The sequence below is a fragment of the Streptomyces sp. NPDC037054 genome (assembly GCF_055606745.1).
Map to the genome: position 1 here is coordinate 18,531 of NZ_JBVJSJ010000014.1, position 19,378 is coordinate 37,908.

Here is a 19,378-nt window from a genome sequence, read left to right on the forward strand (position 1 = left end):
GCGGTGGGTCTCAGACTCTGCGCCAACGGGCCATCGCGAAGGAGAACAACCCGAACAGCACGAGACCGGCGGCCACGCAGGCCAGCAGCCAGGGCCCGAGCGGCGTGCCGGAGAACGAGCGCAGTGTGTCGTCGAGTCCCTTCGCGCGGTCGGGCTCGTAGGCGACGGCGGCCCGTACGGCGAAGCCGCCCGCCACGGCGAACACCAGGCCCCGGGTCGCGCCGCCCGCCACGCCCGTGACGTCGACGAGGCGACGGGCCCGCGCGGACATGCCGTGGTGGGGCAGTTTGTCGTGGTAGTCGCGCCGGGCCGCCGTCACGCCCATCCACACGCCGGCGACGACGACCGCGATCCCGGCGGCGCCCATCAGCCACTGCCCGGCGGGCAGCTCCAGGATCCTGGCCGTGGCGTCGCGGGACTGCCGGTCCCCCGAGCCGGCGCCCGAGCCTGCGCCGCTGCCGGACGCGTCGGCGCCGCCGGCCGCGAACGACAGCACGGAGTAGGCGACGAACCCGTAGAAGGCGAACCGCGCGAGGGCGAGGAGGCGTTTGCGGGGCTTGCGGCCGTCGCGGCCGGCCTCGCCGAACACCGCCTCGGACAGCCGCCACACGGCCATGCCGACGAGTCCGGCGCCCAGCGCCCACAGCAGTACGGCACCGAACGGCTGGTCGGCCACGGCGGCGAGCGCGCCGCCGCGGTCCGCCTGGCGTCCCGTGCCGCCGAACGCCACCTGGAGGGCGAGCACGCCCACCAGCAGGTAGATCACGCCGCGTGCGGCGAGTCCCGCCCGCCCGGCGCCCTCCGCGACCGAGCCCGTGGCCCGGTTTCCCCGGCCGAAGAGGCCGCCGCCCGTCATCACGCCTGTCTTCATCCGCGCCTCCGGGGATGCGGATGCCCCGGAGCGGGGGCGTCACACCCCGGCAGCCGTCAGCCGGTCGGCCGGCCGCTTCGGGCCCCGGGCGGGGGGCGCCGGTCAGGGCGTCGTCGTCCGGTCGGCGCCCAGCACCTCGTCGCGCACGCGGGCGCAGCTGCGGCTGATGAGACGGGAGACGTGCATCTGGGAGATGCCGAGCCGGTCGGCGATGCGGCTCTGCGTCATGTCCTCGAAGAACCTCATGTAGAGGATGGCCCGCTCGCGTTCGGGCAGCCGGCGCAGGCCCTCCTTGGCGGACTCGCGGTCGACGACGACGTCGTACGACATGTCCGCCTCGCCGAGGGTGTCGGAGAGGCTGTAGCCGTCGTCGCCGGCCGACAGTTCGGCGTCCAGCGACAGGGTGCTGAAGCTCTCGAGGGCCTCGAGTCCGGCGCCGACCTCCTCCTCGGTCAGGCCGGTGTGCGCGGCGAGGTCGGCCACGGAGGGTTCGGGGCTGCCGGGGTTCTGGGTGAGTTCCCGGCGGGCGACGCGCACCTTGTTGCGCAGTTCCTGGACGCGGCGGGGCACCCGCAGGGCCCACATGCGGTCCCGGAAGTGCCGCTTGATCTCACCGGTGATGGTGGGGACCGCGTAGCTCTCGAAGGCGCCGCGCGAGGGGTCGAAGCGGTCGACGGCCTTCACCAGACCGAGGGCGGCGACCTGCCGCAGGTCCTCTATGGACTCGCCGCGGTCGCGGAACCGGCCGGCGATGCGGTGGGCCATGGGCAGCCAGGCGGTGACGAGCTCGTCGCGGATCGCCTCCCGCTCGGGCCCGTCGCCCGTGGTGGCCAGCCTGGCGAAGAGTTCCGCCGTGTCGGGTGCATCGTCGTGGCGCCGCCTGGCGGCCGGCGGGGACGGCTCGGCGGGCGGGGTGGCCGGCGGTGTCGCGCTGGTCGTGGTCGCGGTGGTGTCCGTGCCGGGACGGCTGGTCGGCGTATCCATCAGCATGCGGGATCGCTCCTGAACGGTCGTTTCAGGGACTACCGCGGGAGGGTCGCCGTCCGGATCTCTGGGAAGGCCCGGAGCTCTGCCGCTCCCGCTGGCGCGCCTCCGGTCCGAAGCACGAGTCTGCATTTGCCCTGCCACAAGGATGACAAACACCTCATAGCGAAAAAACTGTTAGAAAAGCGGCACAACGGCGGTGATGCGCTTGCCACCCGTGGGCAGGCAGGAGACATGGACGTCGCAGGCCAGCCTGCACACGATGGGCCATCCGTGGCCGCCGGGGCGGCGACGCCCCTGCCGGTCGGCCGGCGGCACCACCACGGGCGGTTCGGCGCTGCGGTCGCTGACCGAGACGCGGACGTCCTCGCCGACGACGTCGACGCGGAAGTCGGTGACGCCGCCGCCGTGCAGCAACGCGTTGGTGGTCAGTTCCGAGGCGACGAGGACGGCGTCCGACAGGGCGTCGGCGTCGCACGGGCGATGGACGGCCCGGCAGCGTTCGGCGACCGCGCGTTCCACGGCCCTGCGTGCCTCGGCGGGTTTGCACGGCCCCGGCCGTTCGGTCGTTCGGACGCCCGGCGGTTCGACGACAGGTTCGGTGGTGCGCTCCTTGCACATCGCTGAGCTCCCTGGTCAGTGGTGAGAAGCCGGAGCGGGCGGGACCCGCGCGCTTTCGGGGCCCGGGCCGGGCCGCCTCGTCGGCTCGCCTCGGCCTGCGGTCCGTGCGGGTTTCTCGCGGGCCTCTCCTTCCGGCTGACCTCTGCGGGGACGGTCAAACATCCGCCTCGTCCGGCCGGGTGGCGGTCGGACGGCCGCTTCGGGGTACCTGGACGGCATGACCGATGTGGTGGACTCGGACGAACTGCTGCGGCGCATCCGGCGCGCGAGGGCGTGCGCGGCGGCGGAGCGGCGGACCTGGCGGACCAGGCGCGACGAACTCGGGCGGACCGACCCGGCCGGGGCCGGCGACGCGGCCGTGCGGGAGCTGGCCTACGAGGCCGTGCTGCGGGTGCTGGACGAGATCCTGACCCCGGGCCGGCATCCGGAACCGGGCTGACGCGAGGCGGTGCGGTCCGCCCGGCGATTGGCGCCGTCCGGGTCGGGAACCCGGTGCGGCATGACTGCGGACCACACCCGGGCACCGGTACTGGAAGCGCTGGCCGACTATCACCGTCAGGGGCGGCTCGGCTTCACGCCGCCGGGGCACAAGCAGGCCCGCGGCGCCGATCCGGCGGTGCGGGAGGTGCTGGGCGACGCGGTGTTCCTCGGAGACGTGCTGGCGTCCGGCGGTCTCGACGACCGGCTGGTCCGGGGCCAGGTCCTGGAACGGGCGCAGGAGCTGATGGCGGACGCGGTGCACGCCGAGCACACGTTCTTCAGCACGTGCGGCAGTTCCCTGTCCGTGAAGGCGGCGATGCTGGCGGTCGCGGGCCCGCACGAGAAGCTGCTGATCGGCCGGGACGCCCACAAGTCGGTCGTCTCGGGCCTCATCCTGTCCGGCATCGAGCCCGTCTGGGTGGAGCCCCGCTGGGACGCCGAGCGGCACCTCGCGCACCCGCCGTCCGCGGACGACTTCGCCGCCGCGTTCGACGCCCACCCCGACGCCAAGGGCGCGCTGGTCACCAGTCCCACGCCGTACGGCACGAGCGCGGACCTGGGGGCCATCGCCGAGGTGTGCCACCGACGGCCCGTGCCGCTGATCGTGGACGAGGCGTGGGGCGCGCATCTGCCCTTCCACCCGGACCTGCCGTCGTGGGCGATGGACGCGGGCGCCGACATCTGCGTCACCAGCATCCACAAGATGGGCAGCGGCCTGGAGCAGGGCTCGGTCTTCCACCTGCGGGGCGACCTCGTGCCGCCGAAGCTGCTGGGGATGCGCGCGGACCTGCTCGGCACGACCAGCCCGTCGGTGCCGATTCTCGCCGGGATGGACGGCTGGCGGCGTCAGATGGCCCTGCGGGGCGAGGAGTTGATGGGCGCCGCGCTGGACCTCGCGGCCGACGTCCGCGCGGCCGTGGAGGGGATCGACGGCATGCACGTCAACGACCGCGCCGACTTCTGCGGCCCCGGCCTCGCCGACGACTTCGATCCGCTGCCCGTCGTCGTCGACCTGGCCGGGCTCGACGTCACGGGGTTCCGCGCGGCGGACTGGCTGCGCGAGCACCGGCAGTTGGACGCGCACCTGGTCGACCACCGCCGTATCGGCATGCAGATCACGCACGCCGACGACCGGGAGACGACCGCGGAACTGCTCGCGGCGCTCAAGGACCTGGCACGGGCCGCGCCGGAGTTGCGCCCGGCGCCGCGGGTCGACGTGCCGTCACCGGACGAGCTGCGCATGGCCCAGGTGACACTGCCCCGGGACGCGTTCTTCGGGCCGACCGAGGACGTGCCCGTGGACCGGGCGGCGGGCCGGGTCGCCGCCGAGATGGTGACGCCGTATCCGCCCGGGATCCCGGGGGTGCTGCCGGGCGAGAGGCTGACCGAGCCCGTACTGCGGTATCTGCGCACCGGATTGGCGGCCGGCATGCATCTGCCCGACCCGAGCGATCCCGGCCTGGAGACCATCCGCGTGGTGGCCGACGGGGGCGAGTGAGGGCCCCGGCTGCCCGTCCGGAGTGAAACGGGTCACGTGGCCGGATTCTGAGTACCCGCCACGGCAGCCAATGGTTTACCGTTCACACATACGTGGCGACGGGGTCGACCGGGATCCGTCCTCCGTACGTCACCGCTTACGGCCCTGGCTGGTTTCCCCCGTCCAGCCAGGGCACTTTCATGTCCGGCCGCGCCCCGCCGCCGCGCGCCCGCGGAAAAGTGCCGTCCGCCGAGGTGCCCCCGGCGTCCGCAGCGGCTGAAATGGGCGTAGGGACATCCCGCGTAGGGACATCACCCGGACCGAACCGCCGGCGAGGAGCCCCGCCTCATGACCAAAGCGATCAAACTGCTCACCGCCCTTCCGTCGCCGCAGCGGCAGCGGCTGACGGCGCTCGCCCGGGAGGTGTCCTTCCCGGAGGACACCAGGATCTTCGAGGCGGGCGGCCGGGCCGACCGCTTCTGGGTGATCCGCTCGGGCGCCGTCAGCCTCGACCAGCGCGTGAACTCCCTGCACCGGGTGACCGTCGCCAGCCTGGGCGCGGGCGACCTGCTCGGCTGGTCCTGGCTGTTCCCCCCGTACGAGTGGGACTTCGGCGCGGAGGCGTTCAGCCCGGTGCGCGCCTACGAGTTCGACGCGGCGACGGTGCTCGCCGCCTGCGAGGAGGATCCGCGGCTCGGACTGACGCTGGTGCGGGGCGTGGCGGAGATCCTCGCGCACCGCCTGGAGATGACGCGGGGCAAGCTCATGGAGCACTACTCGATGCACCGGCGCGGGGTGCTCTGAGCCGCCCGTTCCCGAGCGCCGCGGCTTCAGACGCGGTAGCGCCGCAGGGCCGGAGCCGCGGCGGCCAGGGCCAGCATCACCACGACGACGAGCACGCCGCCGCCCACCACGGCCGGGCGCGGTCCGACGGCCGAGCCGGCGGCGCCGTGCAGGACGTCCGCCAGGCGCGGGCCGCCCGCGACGACGACCGTGAAGACGCCCTGCATCCGGCCGCGCATCTCGTCGGTCGCGGCGGACAGCAGGATCGCCCCGCGGAAGACCATCGCCACCATGTCGGCGATCCCCGCGACGGCGAGGAACGCCACCGCGAGCCACAGACTGCCGCTGAGTCCGGATCCGGCGACGGCCGCGCCCCAGACGACGACGGCGCCGATCACCATCCAGCCGTGCCGGCGTACCCGCGAATACGTGCCGGAGAACAGTCCGCCGACCACGGCGCCGATGGGGATCGCCGCGAACAGCAGGCCCAGCGCGAGGCCCTCGCCGTAGGGGGCGTACGTCCGGGCGGCGAGTTCGGGGAACAGGGCGCGGGGCATGCCGAACACCATCGCGACGACGTCGGCGAGGAAGGACAGCAGCAGCACCTTGTGACCGGCTATGTAGCGGAACCCGGCGACGACCTCCTTGAGGCCCGCCCGGCGTTTCCCGCCGGTCGTGAGGGGCGGCAGGGCGGGCAGCCGGTACACCGCCCACAGCGTCACGCACAGCGCGACCGCGTCGATGAGGTACAGCTCGGGCAGGCCGACGACGGGGATGAGGGCGCCGGCGAGGAGCGGGCCGACGATCTGGCCGGTCTGCATCACGGTCGAGCCGAGGGCGGCAGCGGCGGGCAGCTGCTCCTCGGGGACGAGACGGGCCACGGAGGCGCTGCGGGCCGGGGCGTTCAGTCCCCAGAACGCCTGCTGGAGCGCCAGCAGGACCATCAGCACCGCCACCGACGCCATGCCGGTGACGGCCTGGAGCCAGAACAGCAGTGAGGTGACGGCGATGCCGGTGTTGGTGACGAGCAGCAGCGTGCGGCGGTCCATGGTGTCGGCGACGGCCCCGCCCCACAGCGCGAACACCACGAGCGGCAGCAGCCCGGCGAGGCTCGCGGCGCCGACCCACGCCGAGGAGCCGGTGATGTCGTAGATCTGCTTGGGGACGGCGACGGCGGTGAGCTGGCTGCCGACGGCGGTGACGGCGGTCGAGGACCACAGCCTGCGGTAGGCGGGGATGCGCAGCGGACGGGTGTCCATGGCCCAGCGGCGCCATCCACGGCGGGGTTCCCGCGCCGCCCGCCCGGTCTCCGGCTCCGTTTCCGGCTGCGGTGCGGGGCTGCTCTCGCTGGTGTCCACGGGCGTCCTGGTTGCTCGCTACATCTTTCCGGTCGGGATCACTATGGCACCCCGCCGGGGCCGTTCCGCACGGCGTGTCAGCTTCCGGCGATCAGGCTCGCGCCGAGGGCGATCATCGTGACGGCGACCAGTCCGTCCAGGAAGCGCCAGGCGGCGGGGCGGGCCAGGAAGCGGCTCAGCAGCCGGGCGCCGAAGCCCAGCGCGGCGAACCAGCAGAGGCTGGCCAGCACGGCGCCGAGGCCGAAGGTCCAGCGCAGCGGCCCCCGGTCGGCGGCGACGGAGCCGAGCAGGAACACGGTGTCGAGGTAGACGTGCGGGTTGAGCCAGGTCATCGCGAGACAGGTGAGCACCGCCCGCCGGCGTGAGCCGACCGCCTCGCCCTCCGCCTTCAGTCCTTCCGCGGGCCGGAACACCCGGCGGGCCGCCAGCGCGCCGTAGCAGAGCAGGAAGGCGCCGCCGATCCAGCCGACCAGCGTCAGCGCGTCGGGCCAGGCCACGACGACCGCGCCGACCCCGGCGACTCCGAGGGCGATCAGGACGGCGTCGGACAGGGCGCAAATCGCGACGACGGCGAGGACGGCGTCGCGGCGGACGCCCTGGCGCAGCACGAAGGCGTTCTGGGCGCCGATGGCGACGATGAGGGACAGGCCGGTGCCGAAGCCCGCGGCGGCGGTGGTGAGGGCGGTGCTCATGGCGTCGACGCTACGGAAAGGATCACTGGCCGTACAGCTAAAGATTCTTACGTATCATTAGCCCCCGTGATGAGCGAACTGCCGCTGGACCAGGTGCGGACCCTGCTCGCGGTCGTCGACGAGGGCACCTTCGACGCGGCGGCCGCCGCGCTGCACGTGACGCCGTCGGCGGTGAGCCAGCGAGTGAAGGCGCTGGAGCAGCGCACCGGCCGGGTGCTGCTGATGCGGACCAAGCCGGTGCGGCCGACGGAGTCCGGCGCGGCGGTGGTGCGGCTGGCCAGACAGCTGGCCCACCTCGAACGGGACACGTACGCCGAGCTGGGGCTGAGCGGCGCCGGGGAGCCGACGCGGGTGCCGGTGGCGGTGAACGCAGACTCGCTGGCGTCGTGGTTCCTGGACGCGCTCACCGCGGTCCCGGACGAGCCGGCGCTCGCCTTCGAGCTGCACCGCGAGGACGAGGGGCACACCGCGACGCTGCTGCGGGAGGGGCTCGTGATGGCCGCGGTGACGTCGTCACCGGACCCGGTGCCCGGGTGTTCGGTGCGGGCGCTCGGCCGGATGCGGTACCTGCCGGTGGCGAACCCGGACTTCGCCGCGCGGTGGCTGCGGGACGCGCCGCTGGTGGAGGCGCTCGCCGCCGCGCCGGTGATCGTCTTCGACCGGCGGGACGACTTCCAGGACGGCTTCGCCCGCCGGCTCGGCGGGTCCGGTGCCGCCCTCCACAGGCGGCACTACGTGCCCACGTCGGAGGGGTTCGCGGAGGCCGTCGCCGCGGGCCTCGGCTGGGGCATGGTGCCGGAGTCGCAGGCGGAGCCGCTGCTGCGGGCGGGCCGGCTGGTCGAGTTCACGCCGGACGCGTGGGTCGACGCACCCCTGTACTGGCAGCAGTGGAAGCTGGACTCCCCCACCCTGGCGGCGGTAGCGGAGGCGGTGGCCTCAACGGCCGCCGGTGCCCTGCGTCCGCCGCTCTGATTCCGCGGCCCGCAGCATGCCCGCCGCGCTGTCCAGCAGCATCTCCAGCGCCGTCGGATAGGCGCTCGTGACCATGCGGGTCGCGAGCAGCGGCGCGGCCTCGGCGATCCGGGGGTGGGTCGCGGCGGGCAGCCTGGCGTACGTCGACCGCCACATGTCCTCGTCGGCGCGCAGCGCGTCCGGCGGCAGGGCGAGCGACGCGGCGTCGAGGGCGGCGAACGCCAGGGTCTGGTCGATGAAGGCCTGGTAGACGCGCACGGTGTCGGGCAGCGGGAACCCGGCCGTGCGCAGCACGTCGAGGACGGCCTCGTCGGCGGCCAGTTCGTTCGCGCGGCCGGTGACGCGGCTCGCCGTGAGCAGCGCGGCCTGGGGGTGGGCGACGTACGCGGCGTGGATGCGCAGCCCCATGGTCCGCAGGTCCGACCGCCACTCGCCCGTGCGCTCCCAGCCGCGCAGGGCCTGCCCGATGAGGGCGTCGCCGATGGCGAGGGTGAGGTCGTCCATGCCGCGGAAGTACCGGTAGAGGGTGCTCGGGTCGCAGTCGAGGGCGAGGCCGAGCCGGCGGGCGGTCAGGCCTCCGCTGCCGTGTTCGCGCAGCATCCGCAGCGCGGTCTCCACGATGAGCGCCTCGGACAGCACCGTGCCGCTCCTCGTGGGCCGGCGCCGCCGCCGCTTCTCCTCGGGCACCACGCGCTTCGCCATGACGGTCTCCCCCCGCCGGTGAGCTTATGCCAACGCCATTGACCTTAAGGGAGGGCCCGGCGAACCATCTCCGGCAGGGGCCCCACCTCACCTTTTTCGTTCTCGTTCCTCGACCAGAGGGAGCCTTGTCATGCGTGTACTGCTCGTGGGAGCCGGTGGTGTGGGCACCGCCGTCACCCGGATCGCGGCCCGCCGTCCGTTCTTCGACCTGATGGTGGTGGCCGACTACGACCCGGTGCGGGCCGAGGCCGCGGTGTCGGCGCTCGGCGACGAGGCGGCCCGGTTCCGCGCCGAGCGGGTGGACGCCGGTGACGAGGCGGCGGTGGCGGAGCTGTTGCGCCGGCACTCCTGCGACGTGCTGTTCAACGCCACCGACCCGCGCTTCGTGATGCCCCTGTTCCGGGCGGCGCGGGCGGCGGGCGCCACGTATCTCGACATGGCGATGTCGCTGTCCCGGCCGCATCCGGAACACCCGTACCGGGAGTGCGGGGTGAAGCTCGGCGACGAGCAGTTCGCCCAGTCCGCCGACTGGGAGGCCGCGGGTCTGCTCGCGCTCGTCGGCATGGGCGTGGAGCCGGGCCTGTCGGACGTCTTCGCCCGGCACGCGGCGGACGAACTCTTCGACGACATCGAGGAGATCGGCGTCCGCGACGGCGCGAACCTCACCGTCGACGGCTACGACTTCGCGCCGTCCTTCAACATCTGGACCACCATCGAGGAGTGCCTCAATCCGCCGGTCGTCTACGAGGCGGACCGCGGCTGGTTCACGACGGAGCCGTTCAGCGAGCCCGAGGTGTTCGACTTCCCGGAGGGCATCGGCCCGGTGGAGTGCGTGAACGTGGAGCACGAGGAGGTGCTGCTCGTGCCGCGCTGGGTCGGCGCGCGCCGCGTCACCTTCAAGTACGGCCTGGGCGAGGAGTTCGTCGACACGCTCAGGACGCTCCACCTGCTCGGCCTCGACCGCACCGAGCCGGTGACCGTGCCGGGCCCGGACGGGCCGGTCGCGGTCTCGCCGCGCGACGTCGTCGCCGCCTGCCTGCCCGACCCGGCGACGCTGGGCGAGCGGATGCGGGGCAAGACCTGCGCGGGCACCTGGGTGCGGGGCGTGAAGGACGGCGCGCCGCGCGAGGTGTACCTGTACCACGTCGTCGACAACGAGTGGTCCATGAAGGAGTACGGCTGCCAGGCCGTGGTGTGGCAGACCGCCGTCAACCCGGTCGTCGCCCTGGAACTCCTCGCCACCGGCGCCTGGTCGGGCGCCGGGGTGCTCGGCCCGGAGGCCTTCGAGGCCCGCCCGTTCCTGGACCTGCTGACCGCCTACGGCTCCCCGTGGGGCATGCGGGAGCAGTGACCGCGCCGCCGTTCCCCGTGTCGAGGGGCCCTGCGCGTCGCGTCAACCGGCATGGCGCGTCGCATCGATCAGGATTCGAGAAGCGCGGGGCCCCCCGCCCGCTCTAACGTGGCAGCAGGCGACGACAGATGGAGAGAGCATGAGCACGTCCAAGAGGGCGGACACGAAGCCGGCGGCGCCGCACGCCGCCGACAGCCACGACATGATCCGCGTGCACGGCGCGCGCGTGAACAACCTCAAGGACCTCAGCATCGAGATCCCCAAGCGCCGGCTGACGGTGTTCACGGGCGTCTCCGGCTCCGGCAAGAGCTCGCTGGTCTTCGACACGATCGCGGCCGAGTCGCAGCGGCTGATCAACGAGACGTACAGCGCCTTCGTGCAGGGCTTCATGCCGACGCTGGCGCGGCCCGAGGTCGACGTCCTCGACGGACTGACGACCGCGATCAGCGTGGACCAGCAGCGGATGGGCGGCGACCCGCGCTCCACGGTCGGCACCGTCACCGACGCCAACGCGATGCTGCGCATCCTCTTCAGCCGGCTCGGCGAGCCGCACATCGGCCCTCCCAGCGCCTACTCCTTCAACACCGCCTCGGTCCGGGCGAGCGGCGCGATCACCGTGGAGCGCGGCGCCAAGACCAAGGCGGAGAAGGCGACGTACGAGCGCGTCGGCGGGATGTGCAACCGCTGCGAGGGCCGCGGCACGGTCTCCGACATCGACCTGACCCAGCTCTACGACGACTCCAAGTCGCTGTCGGAGGGCGCGTTCACCATCCCGGGCTGGAAGTCCGACAGCCAGTGGACGGTGCAGTTGTACGCGCAGTCGGGCTTCGTGGACCCGGACAAGCCGATCCGCCAGTACACGAAGAAGGAGATGCACGCCTTCCTCTACGGGGAGCCGACGAAGATCAAGGTCAACGGCATCAACCTCACCTACGAAGGGCTGATCCCGAAGATCCAGAAGTCGTTCCTGTCCAAGGACAAGGAGGCGATGCAGCCGCACATCCGGGCGTTCGTGGAGCGGGCGGTCACCTTCACCGTCTGTCCCGAGTGCGACGGCACCCGGCTCAGCGAGGGCGCCCGGTCCTCGAAGATCAGGAAGGTCTCCATCGCCGACGCCTGCGCGATGGAGATCCGTGACCTGGCCGAATGGGTGCGGGGCCTGGACGAGCCGTCGGTGGCACCGCTGCTGACGGCGCTCCGGCAGACCCTCGACTCGTTCGTGGAGATCGGCCTCGGCTATCTCTCGCTGGACCGGCCCGCCGGCACGCTGTCGGGCGGCGAGGCGCAGCGCGTCAAGATGATCCGGCACCTCGGCTCCTCGCTGACCGACGTGACGTACGTCTTCGACGAGCCGACCATCGGCCTGCACCCGCACGACATCCAGCGGATGAACGACCTGCTGCTGCGGCTGCGGGACAAGGGCAACACGGTGCTCGTCGTGGAGCACAAGCCGGAGACGATCGCGATCGCCGACCACGTCGTGGACCTCGGTCCCGGCGCCGGCTCGGCGGGCGGCACGGTCTGCTTCGAGGGCACGGTCGACGGGCTGCGAGCGAGCGACACCGTCACCGGCCGCCACCTCGACGACCGGGCCACGCTCCGGGAGTCGGTGCGCAAGCCGACCGGCACGCTGGAGATCCGCGGCGCGTCGGCGAACAACCTCCGGGACGTGAACGTCGACATCCCGCTCGGTGTGCTCTGCGTCGTCACCGGTGTCGCGGGCTCCGGCAAGAGCTCGCTCATCCACGGCTCGATCCCCGCACCGGAGGGCGTGGTGTCGGTGGACCAGTCGCCGATCCGCGGTTCGCGCCGCAGCAACCCGGCCACGTACACGGGGCTGCTCGACCCGATCCGCAAGGCGTTCGCCAAGGTCAACGGCGTCAAGCCGGCGCTGTTCAGCGCCAACTCCGAGGGCGCCTGCCCGACCTGCAACGGCGCCGGTGTCGTCTACGTCGACCTGGGCATGATGGCCGGCGTCGACACGCCCTGCGAGGACTGCGAGGGCAAGCGGTTCCAGGCGTCGGTACTGGAGTACCACCTGGGCGGACGGGACATCAGCGAGGTGCTGGCGATGTCGGTGACCGAGGCCGAGGAGTTCTTCGGCACCGGCGAGGCCCGCACCCCCGCCGCGCACAGGATCCTGGAGCGGATGGCGGACGTCGGGCTCGGCTACCTCACCCTCGGCCAGCCGCTGACCACGCTGTCGGGCGGTGAGCGGCAGCGGCTGAAGCTGGCCACCCACATGGGCGACAAGGGCGGCGTGTACGTCCTGGACGAGCCGACGACCGGCCTGCACCTCGCCGATGTGGAGCAGTTGCTCGGGCTGCTCGACCGGCTGGTGGACTCCGGCAAGTCGGTCGTCGTGATCGAGCACCACCAGGCGGTCATGGCGCACGCCGACTGGATCATCGACCTCGGTCCGGGTGCCGGCCACGACGGCGGCCGGATCGTCTTCGAGGGCACGCCCGCCGACCTGGTCGCGGCCCGCTCCACCCTGACCGGCGAGCACCTGGCGGCGTACGTCGGCGCCTGACCGGACCGCGCCGGCGTGCTGCTGTGACACCCCGCGTGGACACACCCCGTGCCCGTGCCCCCGTCCGCCCGCCCGGACGGGGGCCGGCGTCGCGTCAGCGTCCGCTGCGGCGCAGCGGGCCCCAGGGGTGCTCCTGCCGTTCCACCACGTCCCGCGCCTCGTCGATCACGCCGTCGTCGATCCAGCACATCGGGCGGGCGTCGACCACGAGGGGTTCGTTGTCGGGTCCGCGGCCGTTCTCCCGCCCGGCCAGCACCCACGGCCGTACGCCGGGGCCCTTCTCGTGCGGCAGGTGGGCGTAGTCGTGCAGCCGGCGGGCCACCCACACGTGCACGGACCGGTCCTCCCACCAGTCCTCGACGTCCAGCGGATTGGCCGACAGGCCGGGCATGGACACGCCGGTCAGGTCGTCCGTGCTGGACACGTCGGCGAGGTCCGCCTCGGGGCCGCGGGACCAACGGACGTACAGGCCCTGGTGCCGTTCGACCAGGCCGGTGAGTTCGGCGAGCGTGCGCACGACCGGCAGGCCGTCGGATGCGCTCATGTCGCGTCCTCCCTCGTCGCCGTCGGTCTCGGATCCGTCAGGCGGTCGGAGTACCCGTCGCGGGCCGCCGCAACCGGGCATCCGCTCCCCCGGCCGGGTGGCGCCGGGCCGCGCCGCCCGCGCGGCGGCAGTAACCTCGCGGGACCACCCTGCCGACCGCCGAGGAGGGCCCGCCCGTGAGCGTTCAGGTGCGCCGCGTCCACGAACCGCCCCTGCCCGGCGACGGCGTCCGGGTGCTGGTCGACCGGCTGTGGCCGCGCGGCCTGTCGAAGGACGCCGCCCGGGTCGACGAGTGGCCGAAGGCCATGACGCCGTCGACCGGTCTGCGCCGCTGGTACCACGCGGGCGAGGGCTCCTACGAGGAGTTCGCCGAGCGGTACGAGGCGGAGCTGGCCGAACCCGGGGCGGCCGGGCTCCTCGACCACGTGCGCGGTCTGGCCCGCGAGGGCACGGTGACGCTGCTGACCGCGTCGAAGGACCCGGAGCACAGCCACGCGGCGGTGCTGGCCCGGCTCCTTCGCGACTGAGGAACGGGCCGGAAGGTCAGCCGGTCCGGCCCGGCGCGTCAGCCGGTCTGCTGGGCCGCTGCCCGGCCCGCCGCGCGGCCCGAGAAGAGGCAGCCGCCGAGGAACGTGCCCTCCAGCGCGTTGTAGCCGTGCACCCCACCGCCGCCGAACCCGGCGACCTCGCCCGCCGCGTACAGGCCCTCGACCGGCGTGCCGTCGGCGCCGAGCGCGCGGGAGTCGAGGTCGGTCTGGATGCCGCCGAGGGTCTTGCGGGTGAGGACGTGCAGCTTCACGCCGATCAGGGGACCGGCGGCCGGGTCGAGGACACGGTGCGGCGTGGCGACGCGGCCGAGCCGGTCGCCGATGTAGCGGCGGGCGTTGCGGATGCCCTGGACCTGCGCGTCCTTGCTGTAGGCGTGGGTGATCTGCAGATCGCGGGCCTCGATCTGGCGGCGCATCTCCGCGGCGTCGAGGAGGGGTTCGTCGGTCAGCGCGTTCATCTTCTCGACCAGCCGCTCCAGGGTGGGAGCGGTGACGAAGTCGGCACCCTTGCGCAGGAACGCGTCGACGGGGCCGGGCGCTCCCTTGCCGAGGATGCGTTCGCGCAGGAAACCGGCGCGGTCCTTGGCGGTGATGTCCGGGTTCTGCTCGGAGCCCGACAGCGCGAACTCCTTCTCGACGATCTTCTGGGTGAGGACGAACCAGGAGTGGTCGTGGCCCGCGAGGTCCTCGGTGGTGCGCAGGTGCTTGAGGGTGTTCAGGGTGTCGTATCCGGGCAGGCAGGGCGCGGGCAGGCGGCGGCCGAGGGCGTCGAACCACATCGAGGACGGTCCGGGCAGGATGCGGATGCCGTGGCCGGGCCAGACCGGGTCCCAGTTGTGGAGGCCCTCGGTGTAGTGCCACATGCGGTCGCGGTTGACGAGGCGGGCGCCGGCCGCCGCGCTGATGTCGAGCATCCGGCCGTCGACGTAGGCCGGGACGCCGGTGACCATCCGCTTCGGGGGCGTGCCGAGGCGCTCGGGCCAGTGACGGCGGACGATGTCGTGGTTCGCGCCGATGCCGCCGCTGGTGACGATCACGGCCTGCGCGGTGAGCTCGAAGTCGCCGGTGCGGTCCCGGTTGGAGGCGACGCCGCGGGGCGAGGTGTCGTCCGCCAGGAGCGTGCCGCGCACACCGCGCGCGGCGCCGCCCTCCACGACGAGTTCGTCGACGCGGTGGCGGTGGTGGAAGGTGAGCAGCCCGTCGCGCTCGGCCTGCCGGGCGTACTCCACGAAGGGTTCCACGACGCCGGTGCCGGTGCCCCAGGCGATGTGGAAGCGGGGCACGGAGTTGCCGTGTCCGTGCGCGGTGAGGTCGCCGCGCTCGGCCCAGCCGACGGTGGGCAGGAAGGTGATGCCGTGCCCGGTGAGCCAGGACAGCTTCTCGCCGGCCGCGAACTCGACGTAGGCGCGGGCCCAGCGCACCGCCCAGGAGTCCTCGTCGGCGGTCCGGTCGAAGCCGGCGCTGCCCTGCCAGTCGTTCCAGGCGAGCTCGACGGAGTCCTTGATGCCGAGGCGGCGCTGGTGCGGCGAGTCCACGAGGAACAGGCCGCCGAAGGACCAGAAGGCCTGGCCGCCGAGGTTGGCGGCGTTCTCCTGTTCCACGAGGGCGACCCTGCGGCCCCGGCTGGTCAGTTCGTGGGCCGCGACGAGCCCGGCGAGTCCGGCTCCGACCACGATGACGTCGGCGTCCATGGCGACGTTCCCTTCCTTCACGCGGGGGCGCCGCTGCCGTCGGTCAGCAGGGCGGTGAGCAGTTGTTTGAGCCAGGCGCGGGCGTGTTCGACGTCCTTGTCCAGCAGCAGTTGGACGGTCACTCCGTCGTACGCGGCGACGACCGCGTGGGCGGCGCCGTCCGCGTCGCCCAGTACGGCGGGCAGTGCGGTGTGTCCGGCGGCGCGGGCGAGCCGGCCGGCGATCGCGCGGCGCAGCCGCTCGCGGTGTTCGCGCAGGGTCCGTGCGACGGCCGGGTCGCGGGCGGCGTGCACGAGGAAGTCGGTCTTCACGAGCAGCCAGTCCACGTCGAGCAGGAGGACCTCGGTGACCCGGTCGACGGAGGACGGCACGTCGAGATCGGTCCCGTCCACGGCGAGCGCCCCGGCCACCTGCTCCTCGATCAGCTCGGCGCGCTGCCGGTAGAGGGCGAAGAACAGCTCGTCCAGGGTGGCGAAGTTCGAGTAGAAGGCGCCCCGGCTGTAACCGGCGGCCTCGCAGACCTCCTCGATCGACACCCGGCCGAAGCCCTTGGCGGCGAACACGGCGAACGCCGCGTCGAGCAGCCTGGCGCGCGTCCGCACCCGGCGTCTGGTGACACGCCGCCCGGTCGTGCCCGTGGTGCCTGTCGCGTCCGTGGTGCCTGTCGCGTCCGTGGTGCCTGTCGCGTCCGTGGTGCCCGTGGCACCCTCCGCCGTCATGCCGCACCTCCGTTCGATACGGGAACGTATCCGATGCGGCGATGTATCGAAAGACCTCGGCGAGCACCGACCCCTCTCATGGGAACACATTTTCGATTACGGGGTACGCTGGCCGTATGACCACGCACCACCTCCAGGGCTCGCTCTTCGACCAGACCGACGAGCTGCGGCTCGGCGGTCTCGGCGGGCTGCGCCGCACCCACCTGGGGTCCGGCGCCTGGATCGACGTCCTGCCCGGCTGGCTCGGCGGCTCCGACGCGCTGTTCGACCAGCTCGCCGCCGAGGTGCCGTGGCGCGCCGAGCGCCGCCAGATGTACGACCACGTCGTGGACGTCCCCCGGCTCCTCGCCTTCTACGGCGTCGGCGACCCGCTGCCGCACCCGGTGCTGGCCGAGGCCCGCCGGACGCTCAGCGACCACTACGCCGCCGAACTCGGCGAGCCGTTCACCACGGCCGGGCTGTGCTACTACCGCGACGGCCGGGACAGCGTGGCCTGGCACGGCGACCGGATCGGCCGGGGCGCGCGCGAGGACACGATGGTCGCGATCGTCTCCGTCGGCGCTCCCCGCGACCTGCTGCTGCGCCCGGTGGGCGGCGGCCGCGCCGTGCGCCGGCCGCTGGGGCACGGCGACCTGATCGTGATGGGCGGCTCCTGCCAGCGCACCTGGGAGCACTGCGTCCCGAAGTCCGCGCGGGCCGCCGGGCCGCGCATCAGCATCCAGTTCCGGCCGCACGGCGTGCGGTGAGACACCCGGCCCCGGTCGCGCACGGGGCCGGGCCGGCCGGGGAAGGCCGGGCAGGTCGTAGGGTGAGGTGACGATCACCGGACGGGACAAGGACACGCGACCCATGGCTCTGCAGATCAGCGCGACCAACCCGGAACACCCGGCGCTCCTGCTGGAACTGCCGTGGCACCTGCCCCTGGAGCAGTGGCCGGACGAGTACCTCGTGCCCCTGCCGCGCGGCATCTCCCGCCACGTCGTGCGCTACTCCCGCGCCGGCGACGAGGTGATCGCCGTCAAGGAACTCGCGCGGCGCCCCGCCCTGCGCGAGTACGAACTGCTGCGCGACCTGGACCGCCTCGGCATCCCGGCCGTGGACCCGCTGGCCGTCGTCACCGGACGCACCGACGCCGAGGGCGAGCCGCTGGAGCCGGTCCTGATCACCCGGCACCTGGGCGGCTCGATGCCGTACCGGTCCATGTTCGAGACGACGCTGCGCCCGGAGACCATGCACCGGCTGATGGACGCGCTGGCCGTCCTGCTGGTGCGGCTGCACCTGGCCGGCTTCGCGTGGGGCGACTGCTCGCTGTCCAACACGCTGTTCCGGCGCGACGCGGGCGCCTACGCCGCCTACCTGGTCGACGCCGAGACCGGCGAGCTGCACCCGCGGCTCAGCCCGGGTCAGCGCGACTACGACCTGGACCTCGCGCGCGTCAACATCAGCGGCGAGCTCCTCGACCTGGAGGCGTCCGGGGCGCTGCACCCCTCGGTCGACCCGATCGAGTTCGGCACGGAGATCTGCGCCCGCTACCGGGACCTGTGGCAGGAGCTGACGCGCACCTCGGTGTACCCGGCGGGCAAGTACCACTACATAGAACGCCGGATCCGCCGCCTGAACGACCTCGGTTTCGACGTGGCCGAGATGCAGATCGAGCACTCCTCCAACGGCGACACGGTGACGTTCGTGCCGAAGGTCGTCGACGCCGGACACCACCAGCGCCAACTGCTGCGCCTGACCGGTCTCGACGCCGAGGAGAACCAGGCCAGGCGGCTGCTGAACGACCTGGAGAGCTGGATGGCCACCCAGGACGACTACGCCCCCGGCGACCCGCTCGCCGCCCGCCCCGAGGTGCTGGCGCACCGGTGGGTGCGGGACGTGTTCCGGCCGACGGTGCGGGCCGTGCCCGTCGAACTGCGCGGCGCCATGGACCCGGCCGAGATCTACCACGAGCTGCTGGAGCACCGCTGGTACCTGTCCGAGCGGGCGCAGCACGACATCGGCCTGGACACGGCCGTCGCGGACTACATCAAGAACGTGCTGCCCAAGGCGCGCGAGACGCTCCAGCCTGCGGTGCCGGACTGACAGCCGGAGCGTCCCTCGCGGGAGCCGCGCCGGGTCAGCCGGTCTGCGGGACGACCGCCACGGGGCAGTCCGCGTGGTGCAGCACGCCGTGCGCGACCGAGCCGATCCGCGCGCCGACGGCCGTACGGTGCGCGCGGCGTCCGACGACCATCAGCTGCGCGGTGCCCGCCACCGACAGCAGCACCTGCCCGGCGCTGCCCATCTCCACGTGCTCGACGACGGGGACGTCCGGGAAGCGTTCCCGCCACGGCCGGACCGCCTCGGCCAGCGCCGACTTCTCGTACGGCTCGAGACCGCCGGCCTCGTCGAGGAGCTGCATCGAGGCCGGGCTGTAGGCGAACAGCGGCGGCAGGGTCCAGGCCCGCACGACGCGCACGCCGGCGCCCCGGGCGGCTGCCGTCTCGAACGCGAACCGCAGGGCGGCGGCACTGTCGTCCGGCTCGCCCTGCTGCCCGACGACGATCTCCCGGCCGGCGGCCTCTGCGCTCGGCCGGTCCCCCGCCCGCACCAGCACCACCGGCCGGGTCGTCTCCGCGACGACCTGCTGCCCGACGGAGCCGACCAGGAACCCGACGACGGCCCCGTGGCCGCGGGAGCCGAGCACCAGCATCCCGGTGTCGGCCGCGGCCCGCGCCAGCGTGCCGGCGGCCTCGCCCTCCGGCACCTCGGTGGTCACGTCCAGGCCGGGGTGCCGTTCGGTGACGGTCCGGGCGGCCTCGTCGGCGACGGCCCGCGCGGCCCGCTCCTGGCTCTCGCGGTCGACGGAGCCGATCGTGTCGTACTGCTGGAACCGCCACGCGTGCACGACGCGCAGCGCCAGGCCGCGCCGGACCGCCTCCCTGGCGGCCCAGTCCAGTGCCGCGAGGGACTCCTCCGTCCCGTCGACCCCTGCCGTGATCGCGCCTGCCATGCCGCTGCCTCCCTGAATCGCGGTCGCGTGTTCCTGCCAGTCTTCACTACCCTGCCC

The 19,378-nt window shown here is 73.3% G+C and carries 19 protein-coding genes; 9 read left to right on the plus strand and 10 right to left on the minus strand.

The features are described from left to right. Positions 1 to 10 precede the first annotated feature (10 nt). The 3 genes from ACZ7D7_RS28380 to ACZ7D7_RS28390 form a co-directional block, all read right to left on the minus strand. Positions 11 to 871 carry a DUF1206 domain-containing protein gene (locus ACZ7D7_RS28380; RefSeq protein WP_470827940.1) on the minus strand — a complete coding sequence of 287 codons (861 nt, stop codon included), beginning with the start codon at positions 869 to 871 and terminating at the stop codon, positions 11 to 13. A 102-nt stretch (positions 872 to 973) separates the two neighbouring features. Continuing rightward, positions 974 to 1,861 carry a SigB/SigF/SigG family RNA polymerase sigma factor gene (locus ACZ7D7_RS28385; RefSeq protein WP_470827941.1) on the minus strand — a complete coding sequence of 296 codons (888 nt, stop codon included), beginning with the start codon at positions 1,859 to 1,861 and terminating at the stop codon, positions 974 to 976. 171 nt (positions 1,862 to 2,032) lie between these two features. Continuing rightward, positions 2,033 to 2,476, minus strand: coding sequence for an ATP-binding protein (locus tag ACZ7D7_RS28390; RefSeq protein ID WP_470827942.1), 444 nt, complete (start codon positions 2,474 to 2,476; stop codon positions 2,033 to 2,035). A 217-nt stretch (positions 2,477 to 2,693) separates the two neighbouring features. On the opposite strand from ACZ7D7_RS28390, the gene ACZ7D7_RS28395 reads away from it, so the two are divergent. From ACZ7D7_RS28395 to ACZ7D7_RS28405, 3 genes are all read left to right on the plus strand, one after another. After that, on the plus strand, positions 2,694 to 2,915 hold the full coding sequence (locus ACZ7D7_RS28395) for a hypothetical protein (protein ID WP_470827943.1): 222 nt from the start codon (positions 2,694 to 2,696) through the stop codon (positions 2,913 to 2,915). Between the two features lie 60 nt (positions 2,916 to 2,975). After that, positions 2,976 to 4,454 carry an aminotransferase class I/II-fold pyridoxal phosphate-dependent enzyme gene (locus ACZ7D7_RS28400; RefSeq protein ID WP_470827944.1) on the plus strand — a complete coding sequence of 493 codons (1,479 nt, stop codon included), beginning with the start codon at positions 2,976 to 2,978 and terminating at the stop codon, positions 4,452 to 4,454. Between the two features lie 327 nt (positions 4,455 to 4,781). After that, positions 4,782 to 5,237 carry a cyclic nucleotide-binding domain-containing protein gene (locus ACZ7D7_RS28405; protein ID WP_470827946.1) on the plus strand — a complete coding sequence of 152 codons (456 nt, stop codon included), beginning with the start codon at positions 4,782 to 4,784 and terminating at the stop codon, positions 5,235 to 5,237. Between the two features lie 26 nt (positions 5,238 to 5,263). Here ACZ7D7_RS28405 and ACZ7D7_RS28410 read toward each other — a convergent pair whose 3' ends face one another. Together ACZ7D7_RS28410 and ACZ7D7_RS28415 are read right to left on the minus strand one after the other, a co-directional pair. Next, a complete protein-coding gene (locus ACZ7D7_RS28410) occupies positions 5,264 to 6,574 on the minus strand; it encodes an MFS transporter (protein ID WP_470827947.1) in 1,311 nt (436 codons plus the stop codon). A 77-nt stretch (positions 6,575 to 6,651) separates the two neighbouring features. Further along, entirely contained in the window at positions 6,652 to 7,266 is a 615-nt protein-coding gene (locus tag ACZ7D7_RS28415) for a LysE/ArgO family amino acid transporter (RefSeq protein WP_470827948.1), read from the minus strand. A gap of 69 nt (positions 7,267 to 7,335) precedes the next feature. Here ACZ7D7_RS28415 and ACZ7D7_RS28420 point away from each other — a divergent pair, with 69 nt between their 5' ends. Continuing rightward, complete coding sequence (locus ACZ7D7_RS28420) at positions 7,336 to 8,238, plus strand: LysR family transcriptional regulator ArgP (RefSeq protein WP_470828195.1); 903 nt, start codon at positions 7,336 to 7,338, stop codon at positions 8,236 to 8,238. On the opposite strand, the gene ACZ7D7_RS28425 is transcribed toward ACZ7D7_RS28420, so the two are convergent. Continuing rightward, on the minus strand, positions 8,203 to 8,940 hold the full coding sequence (locus ACZ7D7_RS28425; protein ID WP_470827950.1) for a TetR/AcrR family transcriptional regulator: 738 nt from the start codon (positions 8,938 to 8,940) through the stop codon (positions 8,203 to 8,205). The genes ACZ7D7_RS28420 and ACZ7D7_RS28425 overlap by 36 nt on opposite strands. Positions 8,941 to 9,070: 130 nt before the next feature. On the opposite strand from ACZ7D7_RS28425, the gene ACZ7D7_RS28430 reads away from it, so the two are divergent. Together ACZ7D7_RS28430 and ACZ7D7_RS28435 are read left to right on the plus strand one after the other, a co-directional pair. Next, positions 9,071 to 10,291: a saccharopine dehydrogenase family protein gene (locus tag ACZ7D7_RS28430; protein ID WP_470827951.1), complete on the plus strand. Its 1,221-nt coding sequence runs from the start codon at positions 9,071 to 9,073 to the stop codon at positions 10,289 to 10,291. Positions 10,292 to 10,430: 139 nt separating this feature from the next. Continuing rightward, entirely contained in the window at positions 10,431 to 12,824 is a 2,394-nt protein-coding gene (locus tag ACZ7D7_RS28435; protein ID WP_470827953.1) for an ATP-binding cassette domain-containing protein, read from the plus strand. A 94-nt stretch (positions 12,825 to 12,918) separates the two neighbouring features. On the opposite strand, the gene ACZ7D7_RS28440 is transcribed toward ACZ7D7_RS28435, so the two are convergent. Then, on the minus strand, positions 12,919 to 13,368 hold the full coding sequence (locus ACZ7D7_RS28440; protein ID WP_470827955.1) for a DUF6098 family protein: 450 nt from the start codon (positions 13,366 to 13,368) through the stop codon (positions 12,919 to 12,921). 176 nt (positions 13,369 to 13,544) lie between these two features. Here ACZ7D7_RS28440 and ACZ7D7_RS28445 point away from each other — a divergent pair, with 176 nt between their 5' ends. After that, complete coding sequence (locus ACZ7D7_RS28445) at positions 13,545 to 13,895, plus strand: DUF488 domain-containing protein (RefSeq protein ID WP_470827956.1); 351 nt, start codon at positions 13,545 to 13,547, stop codon at positions 13,893 to 13,895. A 38-nt stretch (positions 13,896 to 13,933) separates the two neighbouring features. On the opposite strand, the gene ACZ7D7_RS28450 is transcribed toward ACZ7D7_RS28445, so the two are convergent. Continuing rightward, positions 13,934 to 15,607: an FAD-binding dehydrogenase gene (locus ACZ7D7_RS28450; RefSeq protein ID WP_470827958.1), complete on the minus strand. Its 1,674-nt coding sequence runs from the start codon at positions 15,605 to 15,607 to the stop codon at positions 13,934 to 13,936. 17 nt (positions 15,608 to 15,624) lie between these two features. Then, positions 15,625 to 16,326 (minus strand): TetR/AcrR family transcriptional regulator, encoded by a 702-nt coding sequence (locus ACZ7D7_RS28455; RefSeq protein WP_470827959.1) that lies wholly within the window; start codon positions 16,324 to 16,326, stop codon positions 15,625 to 15,627. A gap of 116 nt (positions 16,327 to 16,442) precedes the next feature. On the opposite strand from ACZ7D7_RS28455, the gene ACZ7D7_RS28460 reads away from it, so the two are divergent. Then, entirely contained in the window at positions 16,443 to 17,072 is a 630-nt protein-coding gene (locus ACZ7D7_RS28460) for an alpha-ketoglutarate-dependent dioxygenase AlkB (RefSeq protein ID WP_470827960.1), read from the plus strand. Between the two features lie 103 nt (positions 17,073 to 17,175). Next, the gene (locus tag ACZ7D7_RS28465; RefSeq protein ID WP_470827962.1) at positions 17,176 to 18,411 is read left to right on the plus strand and encodes a DUF4032 domain-containing protein; all 1,236 of its coding nucleotides are present in this window, start codon (positions 17,176 to 17,178) and stop codon (positions 18,409 to 18,411) included. Positions 18,412 to 18,445: 34 nt separating this feature from the next. On the opposite strand, the gene ACZ7D7_RS28470 is transcribed toward ACZ7D7_RS28465, so the two are convergent. After that, positions 18,446 to 19,321, minus strand: coding sequence for a universal stress protein (locus ACZ7D7_RS28470; protein WP_470827963.1), 876 nt, complete (start codon positions 19,319 to 19,321; stop codon positions 18,446 to 18,448). Positions 19,322 to 19,378: the final 57 nt, after the last annotated feature.